The 21991-nt window shown below is 65.9% G+C and carries 23 protein-coding genes; 14 read left to right on the top strand and 9 right to left on the bottom strand.

From position 1 onward, the window contains the following. The gene (rho, locus tag OC184_RS02410; protein ID WP_265505590.1) at positions 1-1272 is read right to left on the bottom strand and encodes a transcription termination factor Rho; all 1272 of its coding nucleotides are present in this window, start codon (positions 1270-1272) and stop codon (positions 1-3) included. Positions 1273-1399: 127 nt separating this feature from the next. Beyond that, positions 1400-1846: a CopD family protein gene (locus OC184_RS02405; RefSeq protein WP_265505667.1), complete on the bottom strand. Its 447-nt coding sequence runs from the start codon at positions 1844-1846 to the stop codon at positions 1400-1402. Between the two features lie 501 nt (positions 1847-2347). Here OC184_RS02405 and OC184_RS02400 point away from each other — a divergent pair. The 4 genes from OC184_RS02400 to OC184_RS02385 all read left to right on the top strand — a co-directional run bounded on the left by OC184_RS02400 (position 2348) and on the right by OC184_RS02385 (position 5438). Continuing rightward, positions 2348-3202 carry a shikimate dehydrogenase gene (locus tag OC184_RS02400; RefSeq protein WP_265505589.1) on the top strand — a complete coding sequence of 285 codons (855 nt, stop codon included), beginning with the start codon at positions 2348-2350 and terminating at the stop codon, positions 3200-3202. Next, on the top strand, positions 3199-3786 hold the full coding sequence (gene coaE / locus OC184_RS02395) for a dephospho-CoA kinase (protein WP_265505588.1): 588 nt from the start codon (positions 3199-3201) through the stop codon (positions 3784-3786). The genes OC184_RS02400 and coaE overlap by 4 nt, the downstream gene beginning before the upstream one ends. Then, the gene (dnaQ, locus tag OC184_RS02390; RefSeq protein ID WP_265505587.1) at positions 3779-4480 is read left to right on the top strand and encodes a DNA polymerase III subunit epsilon; all 702 of its coding nucleotides are present in this window, start codon (positions 3779-3781) and stop codon (positions 4478-4480) included. The genes coaE and dnaQ overlap by 8 nt, the downstream gene beginning before the upstream one ends. Positions 4481-4547: 67 nt before the next feature. Then, a complete protein-coding gene (locus OC184_RS02385; protein WP_265505586.1) occupies positions 4548-5438 on the top strand; it encodes a YihY/virulence factor BrkB family protein in 891 nt (296 codons plus the stop codon). Here the strand turns inward: OC184_RS02385 and OC184_RS02380 are convergent, their stop codons facing one another. Further along, positions 5439-6242 (bottom strand): response regulator, encoded by an 804-nt coding sequence (locus OC184_RS02380; protein WP_265505585.1) that lies wholly within the window; start codon positions 6240-6242, stop codon positions 5439-5441. Positions 6243-6337: 95 nt separating this feature from the next. Here OC184_RS02380 and OC184_RS02375 point away from each other — a divergent pair, with 95 nt between their 5' ends. The 7 genes from OC184_RS02375 to OC184_RS02345 all read left to right on the top strand — a co-directional run bounded on the left by OC184_RS02375 (position 6338) and on the right by OC184_RS02345 (position 13051). Beyond that, the gene (locus tag OC184_RS02375) at positions 6338-6484 is read left to right on the top strand and encodes a NepR family anti-sigma factor (protein WP_265505584.1); all 147 of its coding nucleotides are present in this window, start codon (positions 6338-6340) and stop codon (positions 6482-6484) included. 51 nt (positions 6485-6535) lie between these two features. Further along, entirely contained in the window at positions 6536-7102 is a 567-nt protein-coding gene (locus tag OC184_RS02370) for an RNA polymerase sigma factor (RefSeq protein ID WP_265505583.1), read from the top strand. Between the two features lie 10 nt (positions 7103-7112). Further along, positions 7113-8906 (top strand): sensor histidine kinase, encoded by a 1794-nt coding sequence (locus tag OC184_RS02365; protein ID WP_265505582.1) that lies wholly within the window; start codon positions 7113-7115, stop codon positions 8904-8906. 68 nt (positions 8907-8974) lie between these two features. Next, positions 8975-9655 carry a paraquat-inducible protein A gene (locus OC184_RS02360; protein ID WP_265505581.1) on the top strand — a complete coding sequence of 227 codons (681 nt, stop codon included), beginning with the start codon at positions 8975-8977 and terminating at the stop codon, positions 9653-9655. Further along, on the top strand, positions 9652-10323 hold the full coding sequence (locus OC184_RS02355) for a paraquat-inducible protein A (RefSeq protein ID WP_265505580.1): 672 nt from the start codon (positions 9652-9654) through the stop codon (positions 10321-10323). The genes OC184_RS02360 and OC184_RS02355 overlap by 4 nt, the downstream gene beginning before the upstream one ends. A gap of 20 nt (positions 10324-10343) precedes the next feature. Continuing rightward, positions 10344-12395 carry a PqiB family protein gene (locus OC184_RS02350; protein WP_265505579.1) on the top strand — a complete coding sequence of 684 codons (2052 nt, stop codon included), beginning with the start codon at positions 10344-10346 and terminating at the stop codon, positions 12393-12395. Positions 12396-12397: 2 nt separating this feature from the next. Then, positions 12398-13051: a PqiC family protein gene (locus tag OC184_RS02345; protein ID WP_265505578.1), complete on the top strand. Its 654-nt coding sequence runs from the start codon at positions 12398-12400 to the stop codon at positions 13049-13051. 4 nt (positions 13052-13055) lie between these two features. Here OC184_RS02345 and OC184_RS02340 read toward each other — a convergent pair whose 3' ends face one another. From OC184_RS02340 to OC184_RS02330, 3 genes are all read right to left on the bottom strand, one after another. Next, complete coding sequence (locus OC184_RS02340; RefSeq protein WP_265505577.1) at positions 13056-13832, bottom strand: inositol monophosphatase family protein; 777 nt, start codon at positions 13830-13832, stop codon at positions 13056-13058. Further along, on the bottom strand, positions 13819-15180 hold the full coding sequence (locus OC184_RS02335) for a TldD/PmbA family protein (RefSeq protein ID WP_265505576.1): 1362 nt from the start codon (positions 15178-15180) through the stop codon (positions 13819-13821). The genes OC184_RS02340 and OC184_RS02335 overlap by 14 nt, the downstream gene beginning before the upstream one ends. 79 nt (positions 15181-15259) lie before the next feature. After that, complete coding sequence (locus tag OC184_RS02330; protein ID WP_265505575.1) at positions 15260-16816, bottom strand: DUF2125 domain-containing protein; 1557 nt, start codon at positions 16814-16816, stop codon at positions 15260-15262. A 301-nt stretch (positions 16817-17117) separates the two neighbouring features. Here OC184_RS02330 and OC184_RS02325 point away from each other — a divergent pair, with 301 nt between their 5' ends. The 3 genes from OC184_RS02325 to OC184_RS02315 are packed head-to-tail and all read left to right on the top strand — an operon-like array spanning position 17118 to position 19297. Further along, positions 17118-17882 carry an amino acid ABC transporter substrate-binding protein gene (locus OC184_RS02325; RefSeq protein WP_265505574.1) on the top strand — a complete coding sequence of 255 codons (765 nt, stop codon included), beginning with the start codon at positions 17118-17120 and terminating at the stop codon, positions 17880-17882. A 3-nt stretch (positions 17883-17885) separates the two neighbouring features. Further along, a complete protein-coding gene (locus OC184_RS02320; RefSeq protein WP_265505573.1) occupies positions 17886-18560 on the top strand; it encodes an amino acid ABC transporter permease in 675 nt (224 codons plus the stop codon). Beyond that, the gene (locus OC184_RS02315) at positions 18557-19297 is read left to right on the top strand and encodes an amino acid ABC transporter ATP-binding protein (protein ID WP_265505572.1); all 741 of its coding nucleotides are present in this window, start codon (positions 18557-18559) and stop codon (positions 19295-19297) included. Before OC184_RS02320 ends, OC184_RS02315 begins: the two co-directional genes overlap by 4 nt. On the opposite strand, the gene OC184_RS02310 is transcribed toward OC184_RS02315, so the two are convergent. The 3 genes from OC184_RS02310 to OC184_RS02300 form a co-directional block, all read right to left on the bottom strand. After that, entirely contained in the window at positions 19294-19716 is a 423-nt protein-coding gene (locus tag OC184_RS02310) for a hypothetical protein (RefSeq protein WP_265505571.1), read from the bottom strand. The genes OC184_RS02315 and OC184_RS02310 overlap by 4 nt on opposite strands. A gap of 115 nt (positions 19717-19831) precedes the next feature. After that, positions 19832-21238, bottom strand: coding sequence for a sensor histidine kinase (locus OC184_RS02305; RefSeq protein WP_265505570.1), 1407 nt, complete (start codon positions 21236-21238; stop codon positions 19832-19834). Further along, complete coding sequence (locus OC184_RS02300; RefSeq protein ID WP_265505569.1) at positions 21231-21929, bottom strand: response regulator transcription factor; 699 nt, start codon at positions 21927-21929, stop codon at positions 21231-21233. Before OC184_RS02300 ends, OC184_RS02305 begins: the two co-directional genes overlap by 8 nt. Positions 21930-21991 lie beyond the last annotated feature (62 nt).

Raw genomic sequence — 21991 nt, 5'->3', positions numbered from 1 at the left:
TCAGGCGTTCATCGAGTCGAAGAATTCAGAGTTCGTCTTGGTCTGCTTTAGCTTCGAGATCAAGAATTCGACTGCATCCGTCGTCCCCATCGGATTCAGGATGCGACGCAGCAGATAGGTTTTCTGTAGATCGCGGCTGTCGACCAAAAGTTCCTCTTTCCGCGTACCGGACTTGAGGATGTCCATTGCCGGGAAGACCCGCTTGTCGGCCACCTTCCGGTCAAGCACGATCTCGCTGTTGCCGGTGCCCTTGAACTCTTCGAAAATAACCTCGTCCATGCGTGACCCAGTGTCGATCAGCGCAGTGGCGATGATGGTCAGGCTTCCACCTTCCTCGATGTTCCGGGCTGCACCAAAAAAGCGCTTCGGCCGCTGCAATGCGTTCGCGTCGACACCACCGGTAAGAACTTTACCAGAACTCGGGACGACGGTGTTGAACGCCCTACCAAGTCTTGTGATTGAATCCAGCAAGATCACGACATCTCGCTTGTGCTCAACAAGTCTCTTGGCTTTTTCGATGACCATCTCGGAGACAGCAACGTGCCGGCTAGCTGGTTCGTCGAAGGTCGAGGACACGACTTCACCGCGCACGCTGCGCTGCATGTCGGTTACTTCTTCGGGGCGTTCGTCGATCAGCAGGACGATTAGGTAGCACTCAGGGTGGTTGCGCTCGATGGAATGAGCAATGTTCTGCAGCAGAACCGTCTTGCCGGTCCGCGGCGGCGCGACGATGAGCGACCGTTGGCCCTTGCCAATCGGCGACACCAGGTCGATGATCCGCGCGCTGCGATCCTTGATGGTTGGATCCTCGATCTCCATCTTCAGGCGCTCGTCGGGATAAAGGGGCGTAAGGTTGTCGAAGGCGACCTTGTGACGTGCCTTTTCCGGATTTTCAAAGTTGATCCGCTCAACGCGGGTCAGCGCAAAGTAACGCTCATTGTCGCCAGGTGCGCGAATGACACCTTCGACCGTGTCACCCGTGCGAAGGGAATGCTGACGGATCATGTCCGGGCTGACATAGATGTCGTCCGGGCCGGGCAGATAGTTCGCCTCGGTTGAGCGCAGGAAGCCGAAGCCGTCCTGCACGACCTCCAGCACGCCTTCACCGCCGATGTCCCAACCCTCTTCGGCATGCTCTTTGAGGATCGAGTACATCATCTCGCCCTTGCGCATGGTCGAGGCGTTCTCGATTTCCCACTCTTCCGCCATGGACAGCAGGTCGGCGGGGCTTTTCGCCTTGAGATCGGACAGGTTGAGGCGTTCTTCGGTCATATCAGCGCATACTTTCGGCCACACGACAGATCGGGCAGCGGATGAATTCTGTTCGGAGAATCCCAAGCCGGACGGCAGGGGTTGCCGGGCATGTAAGGCCCGCGCCGCCACGAGTCAATCTTTTCGGTCAGAACTTCACGATCACGGCGGAAACGACGGCGATCATCAAAAGCGTAGGCACCTCGTTCATCATCCGATAGCGCCGCCCACTTTGGGCCTGTCCGCCGGACAATTGACGCCGTTCCCTGGCGCACCACATGTGAAACCAGGTCATCGCGATGACCGCGCCTGCCTTGACCCAGGGCCATGCCAGCGACCAGTCGACGATGCCTGGCGTTAGGACAAGAGTCAGGCCGCTGATCCAGGTCGCAATCATCGCCGGATTCATGATCAGCCGCAGAAGCTTCTCCTCCATGATCACGAAACTGCCCGCCGGCTCGTCCGAAACTGCCGGTCTCTCGGAATGATAGACGAACAGTCGCGGCAGATAGAACAGACCTGCCATCCAGGAAATTACCGCCATGACGTGAAAGGCCTTCACGTAGGGATAGATCAGCAGAAGCCAGTCGAGCATCGGGAACCTCGTTTCCTGCTCACTTAAATAAGAAGAAGAAAGAAAGGAATGTTGTTGTAGTAGGCCCTGTGGACGGAGGGACAAGGATTCCGCTCACCGGAATCTCCGCAGAATCAGCGCTTGTGGATAACGCCGGGGAAAATCTGTGCCAGGTCTGTAAAGTCTTTTGTTAACATATAGATCGCCTGGGGATAATTTTGCGGATAATCATCCTGCGCCAGTTTTCTCCACAGCTTCACGAAGGCGGCATATGAAACTGTCCAGATGTGAACAAGTAGCTCGTGTACCCTGTCTGTTCTGTGGCTGAATCCAGTCTACACAGGGTCTTGACGCGGTTGCACCCAGACGCCGGCCCGATTCCCTCAGCGACTTGTCCACAATGTTGCCGCTGAAGGTCTGAGCCGCATCGGTCACAGACGTTAGCCAATCTGGTCGATGGATCTTTTTTCCGTGCGGCTGGCGACCTAGTCTAAGCCGGACCGCAGCCAGTCAGAAAGCTCGATGACGACCGAACTTCCCGCCAGCCATGTCAGCCATGCCCCGCTTGCCGGCGTCATCGGCATGCCGATCGCGCACAGCCGCTCGCCGCGCCTTCATACGCATTGGCTGGCACGATACGGGCTGCGCGGACACTACGTCCCGATCCCGGTCATGCCCGAACACTTGGCCGAGGTGCTTCGCGTCATGCCACGCATGGGATTTGTCGGGGCCAACGTCACGATCCCGCACAAGGAAGCCGTTCTGACCCTAGCCGACACGGTAACAGACCGGGCCGCGCTGATCGGCGCTGCCAACACGCTGATCTTCCGCCCGGACGGAAAGATCCATGCCGACAACACTGACGGCTATGGCTTCGTGGCCAATCTGCGGCAGAACGCACCGGAGTGGTCGCCCGACAAATCCACCGCCGCAGTGATCGGCGCGGGCGGCGCCGCACGCGCGGTCGTCGCATCTCTCTTGGACAGTGGCGTTACCGAGCTGCGGATCACCAACCGCACGCGGCTGCGGGCCGAACAGATCAAGGCCGAATTTGGCGCAAGGCTGGTGGTCTATGACTGGGCGCAGATCGGCAACATGCTGGAGGGCGCGACGACGGTCGTGAACGCCACATCGCTGGGGATGGAGGGGAAGCAGCCTCTGCGCATCCCCTTGGACGCATTGTCGCCAGGCGCAGTCGTGACCGACCTCGTCTACACGCCGCTGATGACGCCCTTCTTGGCTGAAGCTCAGGCCCGCGGCTGTCACATCGTCGACGGCTTGGGTATGCTGCTGCACCAGGCAGCCCCCGGCTTCGAGCGCTGGTTCGGGCAGCGCCCCGAGGTTGACGACGAGGCGCGGCGGGTCGCGCTGGAATGACCTTCCGCCTTGGCCTGACCGGCAGCATCGGCATGGGCAAGTCGACGACGGCGCAGTTGTTCCGCGATCTCGGCCATCCCGTCTGGGACGCCGACGAGGCTGTTCATCGCCTTTATGCGAAGGACGGTGCGGCTGTGGCGCCAGTCGCCGCGGCCTTCCCTGCGGCCTTGCAAGGCGGTGCCATTGACCGCGACGCGTTGAAGCAGGTCATCAGCCATGCCCCCGCCGCGCTGGCGCAGCTGGAGGCGATCGTCCATCCTCTGGTGGCCGAGGATCGGCAGGCTTTCCTGTCCAGCCACCGCGAAGCGCCGCTTGTCGTTCTGGACATTCCGTTGCTGTTCGAAAGTGCTGCCGCACCCGAACTCGACGGGGTGGCGGTGGTGTCGACCGATGCCGAAACTCAGGCGGCGCGGGTGCTGGCCCGTCCGGGCATGACCCCCGACATCCTGCGTTTGATCCTTGCACGGCAGATGCCGGATATGGAAAAACGAGCCCGCGCCGATTGGGTTATCCCGACCCACAGCGTCGAGGCCGCCCGGCAGGCCGTCGTCCAGATCATCAGTGAGGTCATACCGGATGCGTGAGATCGTCCTCGACACCGAAACCACCGGATTCGACGCCGAGGGTGCCGATCGCATCGTCGAGATCGGCGCGCTGGAACTGATGAACCACCTGCCGACGGGGCGCACGTTCCACGTCTATATCAACCCCGAACGTTCGATGCCGAAAGAGGCTTTCGACGTCCACGGGCTGGGCGACGACTTCCTGCGCGACAAGCCCCTCTTTGCCGAGGTGGCGGCAGGCTTCATCGATTTCATCGGTTCCGATGCCAAGCTGGTGATCCATAACGCCAGCTTCGACATGAAATTCCTGAACGCCGAGCTTCGCCGCGCTGGCTATCCCACCCTGCCCGCTTCCCGCGCTCTCGACACGCTGATGCTGGCGCGCGAGAAGTTCCCGGGCTCACCGGCAACGCTGGACGCGTTGTGCCGCAGATACGGCGTCGACAACTCGGGCCGAGAACTGCACGGCGCGCTTCTGGACAGCGAACTGCTGGCCGAAGTGTATCTCGAACTGATCGGCGGCCGTCAGCCAGACCTGGTCTTGGACGGGGCACCCGCGGGCGGCGACGAGGTGCGGGCGGCAGGTGGCACGGTACGACCCCGCAGCCCGCGCGCCCGACCGCTGCCGCCCCGCCTGACCGAAACCGAGCTTGAGGCGCACACCGCCTTCGTCGCCACTCTGGGCGATGATGCCCTGTGGACTCGCTACGGCTGAATTCGACGCCGGCCTTGCACCAAGGGGCCGAGGGCCGCATTCTGCTGCAAACGAATTGCGGGGCGGCATGCCGAAATGGCTTCACGAGATCCTGGCATTCTGGGGCGCCGTCTTTGACCGGATGGACAAGACCCACATGCCCCTGATCGCCGCAGGCGTCGCCTTCTACGCGATGTTCGCCGTGTTTCCGGGACTTGCCGCGATCATCGCTCTGTGGAGCCTGTGGTTCGACCCGGCGGTCGTGATGACCTATCTGGACGTCGCGCACGAGTTCATGCCCGAAGGCGCCGCGGGCATCGTCGACGACCAGGTGACCACCCTGACGCAGAATGGCCAGACCTCGGTCGGCTGGACGTCGTTCATCTCGTTCCTGATCGCCACGATCGCAGCGCGGGCGGGGGTCGATGCGCTGATCCGGGGCCTGAATTCGGCCTATGGCGTCAGGTCGCATTCCACGATCTTCGGATTTCTGTTGGCCTATGTCCTGACGCTGGTGATCGTGGGAATCTCGATCGCGGGGCTGGCGACCATCGTCATCGTGCCGGTGGTGCTGAACTTCTTCGTCGTGGCGCCCGTCCGGTCGCTTCTGGTGACGGCCTTGCCCTGGGGCGGGATGTTTCTGCTCGTCATCCTGACCATCGGCATCCTCTACCGCTATGGCCCCAACGTGAAGACGCCGCGCACGCCGATCTTCACCTGGGGGGCGCTGTTCGCGGCGCTGCTGTGGTCAGCAGGCTCGATCGCGTTTTCTGCCTATCTGGGCAGCTTCAACAGTTACAACCGCATCTACGGCTCGATCGGGACGGTCGTGGCGCTGCTGATGTGGTTCTATCTGGCAGGCTTCTCGGTGCTTCTGGGCGCGCTGATCAATGTCGAGCTTGCGCGCCGACGCCGCCTCCGCGCCGCACGCGAGGCGCGGCGCGGGTTCGACGAGCTTTTGGCCGAGAAATCGACCTGATCAGACCTCCAGCCCCTCGGTCGAGGCGAAGAACATCGCCTGGCTGACGGCCGAGCGCACCTGCTCTTCGCTGTAGGGCTTCGAGATCAGGAACGCAGGTTCCGGACGGTCGCCGGTCAGCAGCCGCTCGGGGAAGGCGGTGATGAAGATCACCGGGATGTCTCCCATGCTGGACAGAAGCTCGTTCACCGCATCGACGCCCGACGATCCGTCCGCCAGCTGGATATCGGCCAGGATCAGGTCCGGCCGCGACTTGCCGGCCAGTTCGATGGCGGCGGTATGGGTGCGGGCGACACCCGTCACCTCGTGGCCCATCGCCTGGACGATGCCCTTCAGGTCCATCGCGATGATCATCTCGTCCTCGATCACCATGACCTTGCCGCGCAGCGTGTTGCCCATCTCGTTCAGGGCGATCTGCACCAGCTCCTCGGCCTCGGCGGTGTCGATCTGCATGACGCGGGCGATCTGGTCGGTGCGCAGCTCCTCGATGGTGCGCAGCAGCAGCGCCTCGCGAGAATTCGGGGTCAGGCCGCGCAGGTGGTCCTGCGCCCGGCGTTCGCGGGCCGACATCTCGGCCTCTTCGACGGGCTGTCCCGAGCTTTGCCAGATCGCGTGGAACGTCTTGAACAGCGCGATGCGCAGGTCGTCCTCGCCGTCCAGGACACTGCGGTCTGACAGGATCGCCTCTAGCGTCGCCGCCGCATAATTGTCACCCGCGGTTTGGCTGCCGGTCAGGGCGCGGGCGTAGCGACGCAGGAACGGAAGCTCGCGCCCGATGTTTTGGGCCAGATCGGCAACAGTCATTACACAGTCCTTCTAATTCGCGTATTGCAAGGAACCAACTGAACCGCCTATCGGTTGCATGGTGTGCGCACAAGATTGTCGGGACTGACACCAATATGACAACCAAGAAAGATGACCGTCGGAGAGCGGCAGTGGAAAAACAGATCGATGAGAACCTCAAGAGGGTCTATGAGCAAGATGCCACTGTGGACATCCCCGACCGGTTTCTTGAGCTTCTGAAGAAGTTGAAAGACCAGGAATGACACGAAACCCGGCTGCACCCGGCCTCCTTTCCTTCCTTGGTACCTGATCATATGCCCCAATCCGCTTCGGCCAATCCTCGCGACCAGCTGGTAGATCACCTGCCTGCGTTGCGTGCCTTCGCATTGTCCCTGACCCGAGAAGGCGCCGCGGCCGACGACCTGGTTCAGGATACCATCGTCAAGGCCTGGACGAACATGGACAAGTTTCAGGCCGGCACGAACCTGCGCGCCTGGCTGTTCACGATCCTGCGCAACACCTTCTATTCCTCGCGCCGCAAGACCAAGAGAGAGGTCAGCGACAGCGACGGCATCCATGCGGCCCGTCAGGCAGCACGTCCTGACCATGACGGCCGGCTGGCGCTGCGCGACTTCCGCGCCGCCTTCGAACAGCTGCCCGACGAACAGCGCGAAGCCCTGATCCTTGTCGGCGCCTCGGGGTTTTCCTACGAAGAAGCCGCCGACATGACGGGGGTCGCCGTCGGCACCGTCAAGTCACGGGCCAATCGCGGGCGGCGCAAGTTGGCCGAGTTGCTGCACCTTGAGGACGGGGAAGAGCTGAACATGACCGATCAGGCCACCCTTGCGGTGATGGCGCAGAACAACGTCAGCTCGCGCTGAGGCGGGCGTCATGCTCAGGCGGATCACCGACCGGCTGGACTTCACAAGGCGCCTCGGGTTCCGGCTCGGGGGGCTTCTGTCCGTCGCGATCCTGCCCATCGGACTGATCTCACTCGTCCAGAACCTGCATTTGTCCCGAGAGGCCGAGCGGAGCGCCGAGATCGCGCTGCTGGGCCGGACCGCGTCGGCCGCGGCTGGCGAAAGGGCGCTGCTGCAAAGCGCCCTAGGCTCGGCCGACGCCCTGGGGCCGGCGGTGCTGGAAAGCCTGGACCGGCCAGAGGTCTGCTCGCAACTGCTGCGGAACTTCGTCCAGCGCAGTGGGACCTATCGGCAAGCCGCCTATGTTCCACTGGACGGGATCGTGGAATGCACCTCGGCCGATTCTGCAGATGTGCCGATCGACCTGTCCGATACCGACCTGATGCGCCAGTTCCTGCAGTCGCCGGTGACGGCCGTCACCGCGATGTCCTACGGACCCGTCAGCCGACAGCCCGTGGTGGTGGTGATGCAGCCGCTTTATCGGGACCGCGACCTGATCGGGATGACCGCCCTGTCGCTGACGCAAGAGCTGTTGCGCTCGACCCACGCCATGGATTTCGGCACCGATGGCGCCCGCATCCTGACCTTCAACAGCCGTGGCGAGGTGCTGAACGCCGACGTCACCGATCGCGGCGACTTTCAGGCGCTGCTGCCTAAAGGGCGGTCGTTGATCAGCCTGCTGGACGATGGCAAACCGACCTTTCGCGCCACCGCAAACAACGGAGAGACGCGCGTCTTCACCGTTGTCCCCGTCGTCCCCAGCCTCGTCTACGCCCTTGGCAGCTGGAGCCCGAAGACCGCTGGCATCGGCGTCTTCCAGGTCTCGCGCTTCGGGGCTGTGCTGCTTCCGGTGGCGCTCTGGATCGTGTCGCTGGCCGTCGCCTATTTCGCGGTCTTCCGGCTGGTGCTGCGCCACATCACCGTCCTGCGCGGCCAGATGCGCCGCTTTGCCATCGGCAACCGCGACACGGCACCCCCCGTTCTCGAGGATGCGCCGACCGAGATTGCCGACGTCAGCCAGACGTTTCACAACATGGCGCGCATCCTGATCCGCGACGAAGAGGCGATGGAACAGGCGGTGGCCGAAAAGACCGTTCTGCTGAAAGAGGTTCACCACCGGGTCAAGAACAACCTCCAGCTCATCGCCTCGATCATCAACATGCAAAGCCGGTTGATCGACGATCCCGATGCCAAGCGGGTGCTGCGGTCGGTGCAGGACCGGGTGGCGGCGCTGGCGACGATCTATCGCAACCTCTATCAGGCCGAACAGCTGGACGCGGTCGAGGCCGACCGGCTGATCACGGACATCGTGACCCAGCTTGTCACCGCGACCCAGGTCTCGGGCCGCGACCTGCGGGTCGAAACCGACATCCAGCCTCTGACAATGCTGCCGGACCAGGCGGTTCCGCTGACGCTGCTCACGACCGAGGCCTTCACCAATGCGATAAAATACGCCCGGGCCCCGGCCGAGGGTGAGGCACCTTGGGTCCGTGTCAGCCTGAGCCAGCCCACACCGGGCCACGGGCTGCTGGAAATCGTGAACTCAGCCGCGCCCACACAGGACAAGAAGGGGACGGGGCTGGGAAGCCAGCTGATCGAGGCCTTCTCGATGCAGCTTGAAGGCGAGATCACCGCCGGCTTCGAAAACGACGCTTATCGCCTGTCGCTCTATTTCAAGCTGGCGCTAACCAGCTTCGGGCACAGCGGCGGCAGCCCCCGCCAAGTGGTCCTGACCTCGGCCGCGCGGGCAGGTTCGCGGCATTAGCTGGTCAATTCTCCACGACCGACTCAACCGCGGCTTGCGCCTTGCGCAGGCTGGTTTATCTTCCGATCATGACACATGAAGACAGCTATGATCTGGCGACAGGCCGCGGGTTGATCGCCTGCCCGCGCTGCGACGCGCTCCATGTCGAGGAAGACCTGGAAGCCGGCGAAACGGCGCGCTGCATCCGTTGCGGCACGGTCATCGCCAAGCCGCGCGAAGGCGCGTTCGCGCAGCTAATCGCGCTGGCCTTTACCTCGATGGTGCTTCTGGTGGGGGCGGTGTTCTTTCCGTTCCTGCAGGTCTCGGCGATGGGCTTCGGCAATGCCAGCTCACTCTTTGACGTGGCGCTGGCCTTTGCGGACGGTGTCCTGCTGCCGCTGGTGCTGGCGGTGCTGGCGATGATCATCGGCCTGCCCATCGTGCGGTCGTTCCTGCTGCTCTATACACTGGTGCCGCTGGCGCAGGGGCGCCAACCCTATCGCCACGCCGCCCGTGCCTTCCGCTGGTCCGAGATTCTGCGCCCCTGGTCCATGGCCGAGATCTTCGTGATCGGCACCGCCGTCGCGCTGGTCAAGGTCGCGGGGCTTGCCTCGGTGCATCTTGGGCCGGCCTTCTGGGCCTTTGCCGCGCTGATCTTCGTCAACATCGCCTCGCGCGCCTTCATGTGCCAGACGACGATCTGGGACGCCATCGAGGACGCCGGCCAGCGCACCGAATTCGATAGCCGCCCTGAAGGGGCCGACGCATGAGCGGGCCCGAGGCCGAGCACCGCGGCCCCATCCTGACCGCGCACCGCGCCGGGCTTCTGGGCTGTCACCGCTGCGGTCGGGTCTGGCCCGCCGATCAGATCCATTGCCACCGCTGCAACGCCCATCTGCGACCGCCGGACCGGCGGCGGCTGCAGGCGGTTTGGGCCTGGTGGCTGGCCGGGCTGATCGCCTATATCCCCGCCAACGTCTTTCCGATGATGCGCACCCAGACCTTCGCAGGCCTGGCCGGCAATTCCGAGGCCACGATCCTGGGCGGCGTGGTCGAGCTGATGCACCACGGCAGCTATGATATCGCGCTGATCGTCTTCGTCGCCTCGATCATCGTGCCGATCGGCAAGTTCATGGCGATCGCCTGGCTGGCGACCGTGGCGGGGCGCCCGGCCACGGCCGAACAGGCGCATTCGCGGCTGAAGGTCTATGAGGTGGTGGAGTTCATCGGGCGCTGGTCGATGATCGACGTCTTCGTGGTGGCCATCCTGTCGGCGCTGGTGCAACTGGGTTTCGTCGCCTCGATCCATCCGGGTCCGGCGGCGGTTTCGTTTGCGCTGTCGGTTGCGTTCACGATGCTTTCTGCGCAAAGCTTTGACGCGCGATTGATCTGGCGCGGCCTGCCCTTGCGCACCCGCAGCGATCCCTACGACCTCTGACGGCCAAGGACGACGACAGGATGACCGACAAGCCCCAGCCCCTGAAACCGGCTAGCCCGGTCCGCAAGACTGCCGCCCGGGCGGCGCAGGCGGGGGTCAACGTCATCTGGATCGTACCGATCATTGCGCTGATCGTGACCCTGGGCATCGCGTGGAATTCGTTCCGCGACCGCGGCACCCTGATCGAGGTGGTCTTTGCCGACGCGACGGGCATCACGCCCGGTGACACGACCCTGCGCTTCCGCGAGATCACCGTCGGGGGGGTCGAGGGCGTGAAGTTCACCGAGGACCTGTCGCAGGTCGTCGTCTCGATCCGCGTCGACAGCGACGTTGCACAATACATCGATGAAGATGCCGCCTTCTGGATCGTCCGGCCGCAGGTGTCGGCCCAAGGCGTCACGCGTCTTGATACGGTGCTGACTGGCGCCTTCATCGAGGGTTATTGGGACGCACAGATCAGCGAACCGGCATCGCGCTTCGACGGGCTGGAACGGCCGCCGCTGGTCCGCAGCGACCAGCCTGGCACTTGGGTGACCCTGTCGATGGACACGGCCGAGGGGCTGTCGGAAGGGGCGCCGGTTCTCTTCCGCGGGGTCGAGGTGGGGCGGCTGGAAAACGTCCGGCTGGCCGAAGGCGATGACCGCGTTCTGGCCGATGCCTTCGTCGAGGCGCCGCATGATGCGCGCCTGACGACCGCCAGCGTCTTCTGGGACACGTCAGGCTTCTCGTTGTCGCTTGGCGCGCAGGGCATCGCCTTCAACGTCAATTCCCTGTCGTCGGTCCTGCAGGGCGGCGTTGCCTTCGACACCATCGTCAGCGGCGGCAGCCCGATCGAGCCCGGCCATGTGTTCGAGGTTCAGGCCGACGAGGCCGCGGCGCAGTCCATGCTGTTCGCCACAGACGATACCGAGCGGCTGCGCGTCGGCATGCTGATCGACGATTCCCTGCAGGGGCTGACAAGGGGCGCCGACGTCCAGTTCCAGGGCTTGCGGGTGGGGCAGGTGACCGATCTGGCCGTGAACCTGGCCGAGGATGCCGAGGGAAATCCGATCGTCCAGCAGTTGGTGACGATGGCCATCTCTCCCCGCCGGCTTGGTCTTGACGATGATGCGACCGCCGAGGAAGCCCTGGCGCTGCTGCGCGAGGAGGTTGCGCAGGGCCTGCGCGCCCGCGTCGCCAGCGCAGGATTCCTGGGCACTTCGCTGATCGTCGAGCTGGTCGACATCGCCGAGGCCGGACCGGCCACCGTCGACGAGGCCACAGGGCCGAACCCTCTGATCCCCTCGGTCCCGGGCGATCTGGACGACTTCACCGCCAGCGCACAGGGACTTGTCCAGCGCATCGGCAACCTCCCTATCGAGGAGGTCCTGAACTCGGCCCGCGACACGCTGGACAGCATCACGGCGCTGGCCAGTTCCCGGGACACGCGCGCCATTCCCGGCGCCCTCCGCCAGGCGGTCGAGGAAGGCGCCGCGGCGCTGTCAGACATCAGCAGCATCACGGCGGAACTGGACGAGGCCAACAGCGGCGAAACCTTCGCCCGCCTTCTAGACGAGGCGTCCGAAGCCTTTACCGCGATCAGCGCGGCGGCCGTCGACGTGCCGGAGGTGATCGACCAGATCGATGCGGCCGCCGCCGCGGTCGAGGAATTCGGCTTTGCCGAGATTAGCCTGCAGGCCGAAGGAATCCTGGCCGACTTGCGCGCCATGCTGGGCAGCGAGGATGCCGAGCAACTGCCGCGCAACCTGTCGAACACGCTCGAGGCCGCGACCGGCCTTCTCAACGACCTGCGCGATGGCAATGCGGTGGGCAGCCTGAACAGCGCGCTGGAATCGGCCAGCACGGCCGCCGACCAGATCGCGCAGTCGGTCCAGCAGTTGCCGGACCTGATCCAGCGGCTGCAGGCCACCGCCGGCAGCGCCGAGTCCCTGTTCGCCAGCTATGGCACCCGTTCGCCCTTCAACAATGAACTGCTCGGCGCGCTTCGGGAACTGCGGCGCGCCACCGAATCCATCGGCTCGGTCGCCCGACTGATCGAGCGCAACCCCCGCGCCTTCATTTTGGGACGATAGACATGACGCTTCACCCCGCGCCCTTCCGCCTGCCGCTGTTCGCCCTTCTGGGGGCGGGCCTGCTGGCCGGCTGCTCCGATCCCGAGGCCACGGGCCGCTATCTTCTGGATGCCCCCGTGGCGGGGATCACCGTTCCAAACCGCCTCGGCACGGCCGAACTGAGGGACGTGACGCTGCCGGAATATGCCGCCGATCAGGAGGTGGCCTTCCAGACCGAGGACGGGGCCGTCAGGTCCAACCCGGAAAGCCTCTGGGCGGACAGCCCCTCGCGCGCCTTCACGCTCAGCTTGGCCAGCGCCATCAGCGCGGTGTCGGGCGCGACGGTCATCAGCGAGCCCTGGCCGCTGGCCGAGCCGCCAGCCAAGGTGGTCGAGGTGCGGGTGGAACGCGCCCTGTCGCAGGCCGACAACATCTATCGGCTGTCGGGACGTTATTTCGTGTCGGACGACGGACTGGCCGGCAGCGGCACGAATTACGTCCGCAGCTTCGACATCCAGGTGCCGATGACCTCCTCGGGTCCTGCCGCCACGGCCGAGGCCGCGGGCCGCGCCCTGTCGCTGCTGGCGCAGCAGATCGCGACCCTGTCCGGACCCGGCGCGACCATCGCCACCACGCAGCCGTCCGCGGATCCGCTGGACCTGCCGCCGCTGTTCTGACGGGTCACGCCAGCGCTGTCATGATCTGGGCGTGCAGGCGCGGTCCGGCGGCGATCATCCCGTCCACCTGCGCCCGCACGCTGTTGAAGCGCATCGGCTGGCCGCGTCGGTCGCTGACCATGGCCCCGGCGCGCTCGGCGATCAGGCTTCCGGCGGCGATGTCCCACTCCCAGCAGGCTCGCAGCGACAGCGCCGCGTCGAACTGCCCCGCGGCGGCCAGGCACAGCCGCCAAGCCAGGGACGACCGGAACTCGCGCCGGAAGCCCGGCATGTCGCCGCGCCAGTTGGCAGGATCGGCGACCGCACGATAAGTCAGGACCCGCGCCCCATCGATGCCCGCATCGCTGGGGCGGATGGGCCGGCCGTTCAGAAGCGCCACTCCGCCAGCGGTGGCCGTATAGGTGAGGCCCCTGACCGGCAGGTGCACCACGGCCGCAATGATCCGGTCTTCCTCGGCCACGGCCAGCGAATGAGCAAAGCCGTCTTGACCGTCGATGAAGGCACGGGTGCCGTCGATCGGATCGATGATGAAGCATCGCCGCGCGTCCAGCCGCGCGGGGTCAGCCTCGCTTTCCTCGGACAGCCAGCCATAGCCGGGGCGCGCGGCGGTCAGCCGCGCTTGGATGGCGTCGTTGACAGCAAGATCGGCCTCGGTCACAGGGCCTGCGCCGCCGCCCTTGTCCCAGGCCACCGGGTCGCGGCGCCAGAAGCGCAGGGCGATCTGCCCGGCCTCGGTGGCGGCGGCCGTCAGCAGGTCAAGGTCGGCCTCAGGCGCCTGCAACGGTCATGCCTTCGACCAGCAGGCTGGGCACCTCGGTCGCGCGCCAAGGCAGTGCGTCATCGGCGGCGATCAGCGTCAGAAGCATATCCCGCAGGTTGCCGGCGATAGTGCATTCATTGACGGGGAAAACGATCTCGCCATTCTCGACCCAGAAGCCAGCAGCACCGCGCGAATAGTCGCCGGTCGTCCCGTTGATCGACGCCCCCAGCATCGAGGTGACGACAAGCCCCCGCCCCATCTGCGCGATCAGTTCCTGCTGGCTGACCTGCCCCGGTGTCAGCACGATATTGCTGTGGCTGGGCGATGGTGCCGAGGCCAGCCCACGGGCGGCCGAAGCGGTGCTGTCCATCCCCAGCTTGCGTGCCGTCGCCAGATCCAGCGTCCAGCCCTGCAGCACGCCGGCGGCCACGATGCTGCGCGGCCGCGTGGCCAGCCCTTCGGCATCGAACGGACGCGACGAGGGAAAACGCGGGCGCAGCGGGTCCTCGACCAGGTCCATGCCAACGGGCAGCACCTGCTGGCCCAGATCGCGCCGCAGCCAGCTGGCGCCACGCGCCACCGCGCTGCCGTTCACCGCTGACAGCAGGTGACCGATCAGCGACGCGGACACCCGTCGATCGTAAAGGATCGGGAACGCCCCGGTCGGCGGCTTGCGCGCCCCGGCCCGCGCCAGCGTGCGTTCGGCAGCCAGCAGGCCGATTTCTTCGGGCGTGGGTAGGTCGGCGGCGAAGACACGGGATTCCCCGGCGTAATCGCGCTCCATCTTCAGCCCCTCGCCGGTGATCGCGACCGCCGAGATGGAATGCCCGGTCCGCGCATATCCCCCCGAGAACCCGTTCGAGGCCGCAAGCCACATCCGCCGGCGGCTGTAGCCGGCATTGGCGCTTTCCAGCTGGCTGATGCCTGCGACCGACAGGGCCGCGGCCTCGGCGCGCAGCGCCATGTCCTGAAGATGGGCGGGGTCAGGCTCGGGCGCGTCCTCGGCAATCTCCAGCCCCTGCGCGTCGCGGCCGGCCGACAGCTGCGACGGATCGGCCAGGCCCAGGTTGTCGTCCACGGGCGCTTCCTTGGCCATGGCGACGGCGCGGGCGGCCATCTGCGCAATGGCGTCCGCTGCGTGATCCGAAGACGAGACCGCCGCCTGACGTCCGCCGATCAGCACGCGCAGGCCGATCTCGACACCTTCGGCGCGCTCGGCCTGTTCCAGGTCGCCTGCCCTGACATCGATGCCGACGGAGCGACCGTCCACGGCCAGCGCATCAGCCTGGTCGGCGCCCGCGCGGCGGGCGGCGTCGACAAGAGCTTCGGCGAGGTGCTTCAGGCGGTCGGGATCGGCAGGGTCGGTCATGCGGTTCTCTGGTTGCTGGCGACACGCGCCATGGAAACGGCCAGGAGGGGCGCCCCGGCCGACAGCCCTTGGGCGCGCTTTACTTGACCTGCTGGCCGTTGGCGAAGATCGAGCCGTCGTCGCGGAACTCCAGCTCGGTCTGCAGCTGGTCGGGCTTCCCCTCGACCGGACGGGCGAACATCGCGATCATCATCCGCGGCGCCATCAGCTGGTCCTGCGGCACGATGCCCATCTTCACAAGGTTGTCCAGAAGCCCGTTGATCCCCGAGAAGGTCCCGGTGATCGAACCGGCCGGCTTGCTGGGGTCGTCGCCAAAGGTCAGGCTGCCGCTGAGATCGGCGGTGGCGCCAAGCGCGTCCAGCGAGATGTCGTTGATCGTCAGGCTGCGTGGCTGGAACGGCATCTGATCCTGCGCGCTGCCGTCATCCGGCGTCGGCGCGGCATCCGGTGCGGACATCGCTTCGGGGTCCAGCAGGTCGCGTGACAGGACCGCCTGCCCCTCGACGTCGATGACCAGGTTGGCAGGTTCTCGCGGCAGCGTCGACTGCGGGTCGAGGCTCTGCCACAGCGCGTCGTCCAGCGTCAGGCCCTGAAGAAGATAGGACAGCGCAAAGGGTTGTTCTTCGTCGGACGCGGTGACCGGGATCTGCAGCCCGAAGGAATTGCGCTCGACCCCGTAGGCCAGCGGGAACGGCATGTCGTCCGAGGTGATCCGGGTGGTCACCCCGGTGGTGGTGCCGCTGTAGGACATGCCCTCGTCCGACATCGCCATCGACAACTCGCCAGTTTCCGCCGCAATGCTGCCTTCGGCATCCTCGACGCCGCCATCCTCGGCCGTGACGCTGGACTGGAAGTTGATATTCAGCGTGCCCATGCCGATGGTGCCGTCGGCGTCGAAGCCCGCCCGCAGCGCCGCGGCTGGATTGTCGCCGAATTCGGCGCCGCCGTCCGGAAGAACGGTCGACCCTGCTACGGACAGGTCGGCGATGCGAACCGTGGCGGCAAAGCTGTCGGTCCCCGCCCCGTCGGGCGCATCCGGCGAAGGGCCGGTGGCATTGATCTCGGCCTGCAGGCTGTCGGCGGTGGCGTCGAGGGCGTTGCGGAAACCGCCCTCAGCGGTGCGTTCCGTGGTCTGAGTGCCCTGCACATCCGTCAGCGCCAGCGTGACGGGCGTCTGATTCACGTCATCCAGCGCCTGCCCGGTCATGGTCACGGTGGGGATGCTGTAGCGGTGCCGCATCTCCTTGGGCGTGCCCGAGGTGACGACCTCGTTTCCAGGCAGGTCGACAGACATTGTGAAACCGACATCCTCGCCCTCTGGCGTGGTGTTGCGCGCTTCGAGCGTCATCGGGCCCTCGACAACCGAGCGGACGTCGCCGCCGCCGGTCTGCGACATCTCCAGCCGCGGCACGACGAACAGGAACCGGCCGTCGCCGCTTCCGTCGTTGGTCACCCTGATATCCGACAGCGTCAGGTTGTTGCCTGCCGTATCCTGGGACCCGACCTCGACCTGATAGCCCATGTTCTCATAGCTCTGACGGAAGGTTTCCCAGACCTGGGCCGGAGTGACCTCGGCCAGGATCGGTCCGGCACCCAGAACCAGTGCAAGACCCGAGGTCGCAAGGGGACGAAACATGGCGGATACCTTTCGCAAACCAGAGTTCCGTGGGATTCCTGCCACAGTGCCTGCGAAAGGGAAAGGGAACAAGTCGTGATCAGCAGACCCTTGAACCGGTGCGGCCGCAACGGACCGGGCGCCCTTTTTCCCGCCCCGCCGCCCGTGGCGCCGGAACGAAGTTCGCGCTCCGCCGTTCGGCCACGGGGAATGTTCCGCGCCGTCGCAGGCGCCCGGCACGCTTGTCCTTTTTCGGTGCGCCTGCCTTGCGGACGGCCCTGACCGCCCGCAGTTAAGGGCCACGAACCTAAGGAGATTTTCGATGCGCAAGCTTGCCGCAGCCACTGCCCTGGCGCTGATCGCCGCCCTGCCCGCCGCCGCCGAGACCATCCGCGTGGGCATGTCCGGAGGCTATTTCCCCTTCACCTTCACCCGCGCGGACGAGCTGCAGGGCTTCGAGGTGGACTTCCTAAACGCCATCGCCGAGGAAACCGGCGACGAGATCGAATTCGTCACCATGTCGTTCTCGGGGTTGATCGGCGCACTGGAATCTGGGCGCATCGACACAGTCGCCAACCAGATCACCATCACGCCCGAGCGCGAGGAAGCCTTCGTCTTCACCCAGCCCTATGTCTATGACGGTGCGCAGGTGGTGGTGAAGGCGGGCAACGAAGCCGAGATCACCGGGCCCGAAAGCCTCAAGGGCCGCTCGGTCGCCGTGAACCTGGGGTCGAACTTCGAGGAGCTGCTGCGCGAACTGCCCTATGCCGACGAGATCGACATCCGCACCTATGAAAGCAACATCGAACAGGACACTGCACTGGGGCGCGTCGATGCCTTCGTGATGGACCGCGTATCCTCGGCCCAAGTGATCGCGGAAAGCCCGCTGCCGCTGGCCCTGGCCGGACAGCCGTTCTCCGAGATTCGCAACGCCTTGCCGTTCCGCGACGACGAGGAGGGCCGCGCGCTGCGCGACCGCGTCGACGCCGCCATCACCACGCTCAAGGAGAACGGAACACTGGCCGAGATTTCCGAAAAGTGGCTGAACGCCGACGTTACCAAGCCCGCAACTGACGCGACCGAATAAGCGATGCGCCCGCTGGACACCGCCTACATGATGGACCTGGTGCCGGTCATTGCCGGCTATGTGCCGCTGACGCTGTTCATGGCCATCGTGGCCATGATCGCGGCACTGGTGCTGGCGTCGATGCTGGCCATCGTGCGCGTCCTGCGCGTGCCGGTCCTGGACCGGGTCGTGGCGGTGTTCATCAGCTTCTTCCGCGGGACGCCGCTGCTGGTGCAGCTGTTCCTGTTCTACTTCGGCCTGCCGCAGATGGTGCCGGCGATGACGGGCATCAACGGCGTCACCGCCGCGATCATTGGCCTGACGCTGCATTTCTCGGCCTATATGGCCGAAAGCATCCGCGGCGCGATCCTGGGCGTAGACCGCAGCCAGTGGGAGGCCGCGCAATCCATCGGCATGACCCAGGGACAGCTTTTGCGCCGGATCATCCTGCCGCAGGGGGCGCGGACGGCGGCGCCGACCCTGATGAACTATTTCATCGACATGATCAAAAGCACCTCGCTGGCCTTCACCCTGGGCGTGACCGAGATGATGGGCGCCGCGCAGAAGGAAGCCGCCGGCAGTTTCCTGTATCTTGAGGCGTTCCTGGTGGTCGCAATCTTCTACTGGATCATCGTCGAGGTGCTGTCGGTCGGCCAGCGGCGCCTTGAAACAAGCCTCGGAAAGGCGGTGGCGCGATGAGTTGCCAGATCGAGATCACCGGATTGGTCAAGCGCTTCGGCGGCAACACGGTGCTGGACGGCATCGACCTGTGCCTCGAACCCGGCGAGCGTGTGGCGATCATCGGGCCGTCGGGGACCGGCAAGTCGACGCTGCTGCGCTGCCTGAATTTCCTCGACCGCCCGGACAGGGGCGTGATCCGGTTGGGCGACCTTTCGGTGGATGCCGCCCGCGCCAGCCGCGCCGAGGTTCTGGCGCTGCGGCGGCGGACGGCCTTCGTGTTCCAGAACTACGCCCTCTTTGCCAACAAGACCGCTCGCGCAAACATCATCGAGGGGCTGACAACCGTTCGTGGGTGGCCGCAGGACAAGGCCCGCGCGCGTGCCGACGACATCCTGGCGCAGATCGGCTTGGGGGATCGGGGCGACAGCTATCCTGCCGCCATGTCGGGCGGTCAGCAGCAGCGCGTGGGCATTGGGCGGGCCATGGCGCTGGACGCTGACCTGATGCTGTTCGACGAACCGACCAGCGCGCTTGACCCCGAATGGGTGGGCGAGGTGCTGGACCTGATCCGACGCATTGCCGACGGACGGCAGACCATGCTGATCGTCACCCACGAGATGCAGTTTGCCCGAGAGATCGCGGACAGGGTCGTCTTCATGGAGGGTGGCCGCATCGTCGAGCAGGGCCCTCCTGCGCAGATCTTCGGCCGTGCGCAGGACGACCGCACGCGGGCTTTTCTGCGGCGTGTCGGTTAGAGACCGGCCGTGCGGTAATAGACCTCGGCCTCGCGGCCACCGTCGAAGCCGATGCCCGATGCGATGATGCAGCTGGTCGCCTCGTCTCGTGCCGCGACCAGGGTCCACGTGCCCAGCTGGTCGGATCCCCACAGTTCGGTGTCGCCGTCACTATCGATGCGGCGTTCGCCAAAGTCATGGTCCAGCGTCTGCGCGATCTCGGCATCGGCCGCGCAATAGGGCTGATCGTCGATCGCCATGTCCGACAACGGCATGTCGGCAATGTCCTCCATCAGCACGGCGGGTTCGACCCCCTGCATGGCAGACCAGACCTGGATTGGCTGGTGCAGGCGGGTCGCGGCATGGACCGGTGCCGTGACCAGCAGCGCGACGCTGCCGGCCGTTGCAAGGCGAGCGATGCGGTTGGCGATGCAGGTCATGATCAGTCCCTTTCGACGATTGGCGTCCTCTGTTGCATGAAAAACGCAGTCTTCGCCGGGAAGGTTCCGCCGCCCTCACGGGGCCTTGACGTCGCGTGAGATGTCTGCCGGTGTGTCAGGCCCAGTTCCGGCAGAGTATCAGCCGCGCCTCCAGCCCCTCGGGACCACGATCGAATTCCAGCCGGCCGCCATGCTGGGCCGCGATGGTGGACACGATCGCCAGCCCCAGTCCGACCCCCGGCGATAGCCCGATATTGCCGCCCCGCTGGAAGGCGCCGGTCAGCCGCTGAAGGTCCTGCGGCGTCAGGACCGACCCGCGATCCTCGACGGCGATCCGAGCGTCGCTGGCATCGCCATCGACCGTTACCACCGCTTCGCGTCCGTACTTCAGCGCGTTGTCGATCAGGTTGGTCAGGGCGCGGCGCAAGGCCGTCGGCTGCCCCCGCATCAGGATGGCCGAACTTTCGACCTTGGGGCGGGTGATGGCACGGGCGAACAGGTTTCCCGCCCCGGCCGTCCGAACCGGCGCCGGGCGCAGGGTCACGGCCATGCCCACGTCCTGATAATCCGCCACCACGGCCTCGGCCAGCGATGTCAGGGACAGCTGCCGGAACGGCTCGGACCCGATCTCGGCGCGGGTATAGGTCAAGACGCCATCGATCATGGCGGTCATCTCGTCGATGTCGCGCTCCAGCTTCTCGCGCAGGGCAGGGTCCTCGATCAGGGCGCTGCGCAGCCGCAGGCGGGTCGCGGGGGTGCCAAGGTCGTGGCTGACGCCCGACAGCACCATCGCCCGATTCTCCAGCGCCGCGCGGTCCTGCGCGACATAGGCGTTCACGGCCTCGGCGGTCTGGCGCAGCTCGTCCACGCCGCCTACAGGCAGGGTGGCGGTCCGCGCCCGGTGGTCGCGCAGCGCGGCTGCGAAGGCGGCAAAGGCGGACGAGACCTCGGCCACCCAGCCCAGCAGCAGCGCCAGCGCACCCACACCCACGGCCCCGGCCAGCAGGCGGCGGTCCGAGGGGCCTGCGCCGCATCCCCATACCGCGTCGCCGTCGACCCGGATCCAGGGGCCGGCATCCTGCTGGACGAACAGGCGCGGCTGGCTGCAGAACCGCGCCAGGGTCCGAGTGACCGAGGCCAGCCCCGCCGCCTGACTGCCGCCCCCCAAGCTCTGGACCTCGGCCACGGGATAGAGAAGATCGGGCGACTGGATGCGCAGCGACAGCCGGTCGCCACGGCTCAGGTCGGGACGGCCGCCACCGGTCAGCGTGATCAGCGTCTGCCGCCAGCCCGGCGGCAGGTCTGGCGCGTCGCGCAGCTGGCTGATCGACAGGCCCGCGGGCAGGGCGCTGCCGTTTTCCAGGCTGTCGTGCAGCGCCAGTCCCGCGACATAAGCGCGGTCCAGATGCGTCCGCCAGGCCGCGTCGCTCTCCATCCATAGCCAGACGGCCATGCCGCCCGCAACCATCGCCAGCGCGACCCACAGGCTGGCCAGGACCCGCAAGGGCAGGCGGTCAGTCACGCATGACCTCGGCCGCCAGGACATAGCCGGTGCCGCGTTCGGTGCGGATCAGGCCCGCGTCTGTCTTGTGGCGCAGCCGGCCGACCAGGACATCGATGGCGCGTCCCTCGGCCGCTTCGTCATCGTCCAGCGCGGCGGCGATCTCCTCTCGGGTCAGGGGGATCAGGGGATTGGCCAGGAACACCCGCAGCAGCGCGGTTTCGCGGCCGGACAGCGACACCTGCCAGCCCCCCGGCGCCGTCACCTCGTCCCGACGCGCGTCATAGGTCCAGCCGGCGAAGCGCAGCACCGCGTCCCGGCGGCGATGGGTCAGGCTGGGGGCGCGGCCGGCACGGCGCATGACCGCCCGGATGCGGGCCAGCAGCAGGTCGGGATTGAACGGCTTGGCGATATAGTCGTCGGCGCCCACCTCGTATCCCGCCATCCGCTGGTGGTCGGCCGACAGCGCGCTGACCATGATGATCGGCACGTCCTGGGCCTGCCGGATCTCGGCGCAGATCGCCACGCCGTCGTCGTCGCCCAAGGACACGTCCAGCAGGATCAGGTCCACGCGCCCGCCCGCCAGCGCCGCCAGCGCGCTGGAACGGCTGCCGGCGGTCGTGACGTGAAAGCCCTGCCGCTGCAGATAGGCGGCCAGCATGGCGGCCATCTCGGCGTCGTCCTCGACCAGCAGCAGTCGGTGCAGGCTCATCGTCATCCTCCGTTCGGGCGGATGTAGCATCGGGGCAGGGGCTTGCGTAACAGTTTGTAACA

This window comes from Paracoccus rhizosphaerae (assembly GCF_026162645.1).
GTDB classification, from domain to species: Bacteria; Pseudomonadota; Alphaproteobacteria; order Rhodobacterales; family Rhodobacteraceae; genus Paracoccus; species Paracoccus rhizosphaerae.
The sequence above is the reverse complement of the archived record's forward strand: the minus strand, read 5'-3'. Positions and strand labels throughout refer to the sequence as shown.

Coding starts and splice junctions, on each gene's coding strand:
- OC184_RS02310 (WP_265505571.1), bottom strand. CDS start 19,716: ATGACCTGCATCGCCAACCGCATCGCTCGCCTTGCAACGGCCGGCAGC.
- OC184_RS02315 (WP_265505572.1), top strand. CDS start 18,557: ATGAGTTGCCAGATCGAGATCACCGGATTGGTCAAGCGCTTCGGCGGC.
- OC184_RS02405 (WP_265505667.1), bottom strand. CDS start 1,846: ATGCTCGACTGGCTTCTGCTGATCTATCCCTACGTGAAGGCCTTTCAC.
- OC184_RS02300 (WP_265505569.1), bottom strand. CDS start 21,929: ATGAGCCTGCACCGACTGCTGCTGGTCGAGGACGACGCCGAGATGGCC.
- OC184_RS02335 (WP_265505576.1), bottom strand. CDS start 15,180: ATGACCGACCCTGCCGATCCCGACCGCCTGAAGCACCTCGCCGAAGCT.
- OC184_RS02400 (WP_265505589.1), top strand. CDS start 2,348: ATGACGACCGAACTTCCCGCCAGCCATGTCAGCCATGCCCCGCTTGCC.
- OC184_RS02320 (WP_265505573.1), top strand. CDS start 17,886: ATGCGCCCGCTGGACACCGCCTACATGATGGACCTGGTGCCGGTCATT.
- coaE (WP_265505588.1), top strand. CDS start 3,199: ATGACCTTCCGCCTTGGCCTGACCGGCAGCATCGGCATGGGCAAGTCG.
- OC184_RS02365 (WP_265505582.1), top strand. CDS start 7,113: ATGCTCAGGCGGATCACCGACCGGCTGGACTTCACAAGGCGCCTCGGG.
- OC184_RS02375 (WP_265505584.1), top strand. CDS start 6,338: ATGACAACCAAGAAAGATGACCGTCGGAGAGCGGCAGTGGAAAAACAG.
- OC184_RS02325 (WP_265505574.1), top strand. CDS start 17,118: ATGCGCAAGCTTGCCGCAGCCACTGCCCTGGCGCTGATCGCCGCCCTG.
- OC184_RS02345 (WP_265505578.1), top strand. CDS start 12,398: ATGACGCTTCACCCCGCGCCCTTCCGCCTGCCGCTGTTCGCCCTTCTG.
- OC184_RS02385 (WP_265505586.1), top strand. CDS start 4,548: ATGCCGAAATGGCTTCACGAGATCCTGGCATTCTGGGGCGCCGTCTTT.
- OC184_RS02355 (WP_265505580.1), top strand. CDS start 9,652: ATGAGCGGGCCCGAGGCCGAGCACCGCGGCCCCATCCTGACCGCGCAC.
- dnaQ (WP_265505587.1), top strand. CDS start 3,779: ATGCGTGAGATCGTCCTCGACACCGAAACCACCGGATTCGACGCCGAG.
- rho (WP_265505590.1), bottom strand. CDS start 1,272: ATGACCGAAGAACGCCTCAACCTGTCCGATCTCAAGGCGAAAAGCCCC.
- OC184_RS02360 (WP_265505581.1), top strand. CDS start 8,975: ATGACACATGAAGACAGCTATGATCTGGCGACAGGCCGCGGGTTGATC.
- OC184_RS02370 (WP_265505583.1), top strand. CDS start 6,536: ATGCCCCAATCCGCTTCGGCCAATCCTCGCGACCAGCTGGTAGATCAC.
- OC184_RS02380 (WP_265505585.1), bottom strand. CDS start 6,242: ATGACTGTTGCCGATCTGGCCCAAAACATCGGGCGCGAGCTTCCGTTC.
- OC184_RS02350 (WP_265505579.1), top strand. CDS start 10,344: ATGACCGACAAGCCCCAGCCCCTGAAACCGGCTAGCCCGGTCCGCAAG.
- OC184_RS02330 (WP_265505575.1), bottom strand. CDS start 16,816: ATGTTTCGTCCCCTTGCGACCTCGGGTCTTGCACTGGTTCTGGGTGCC.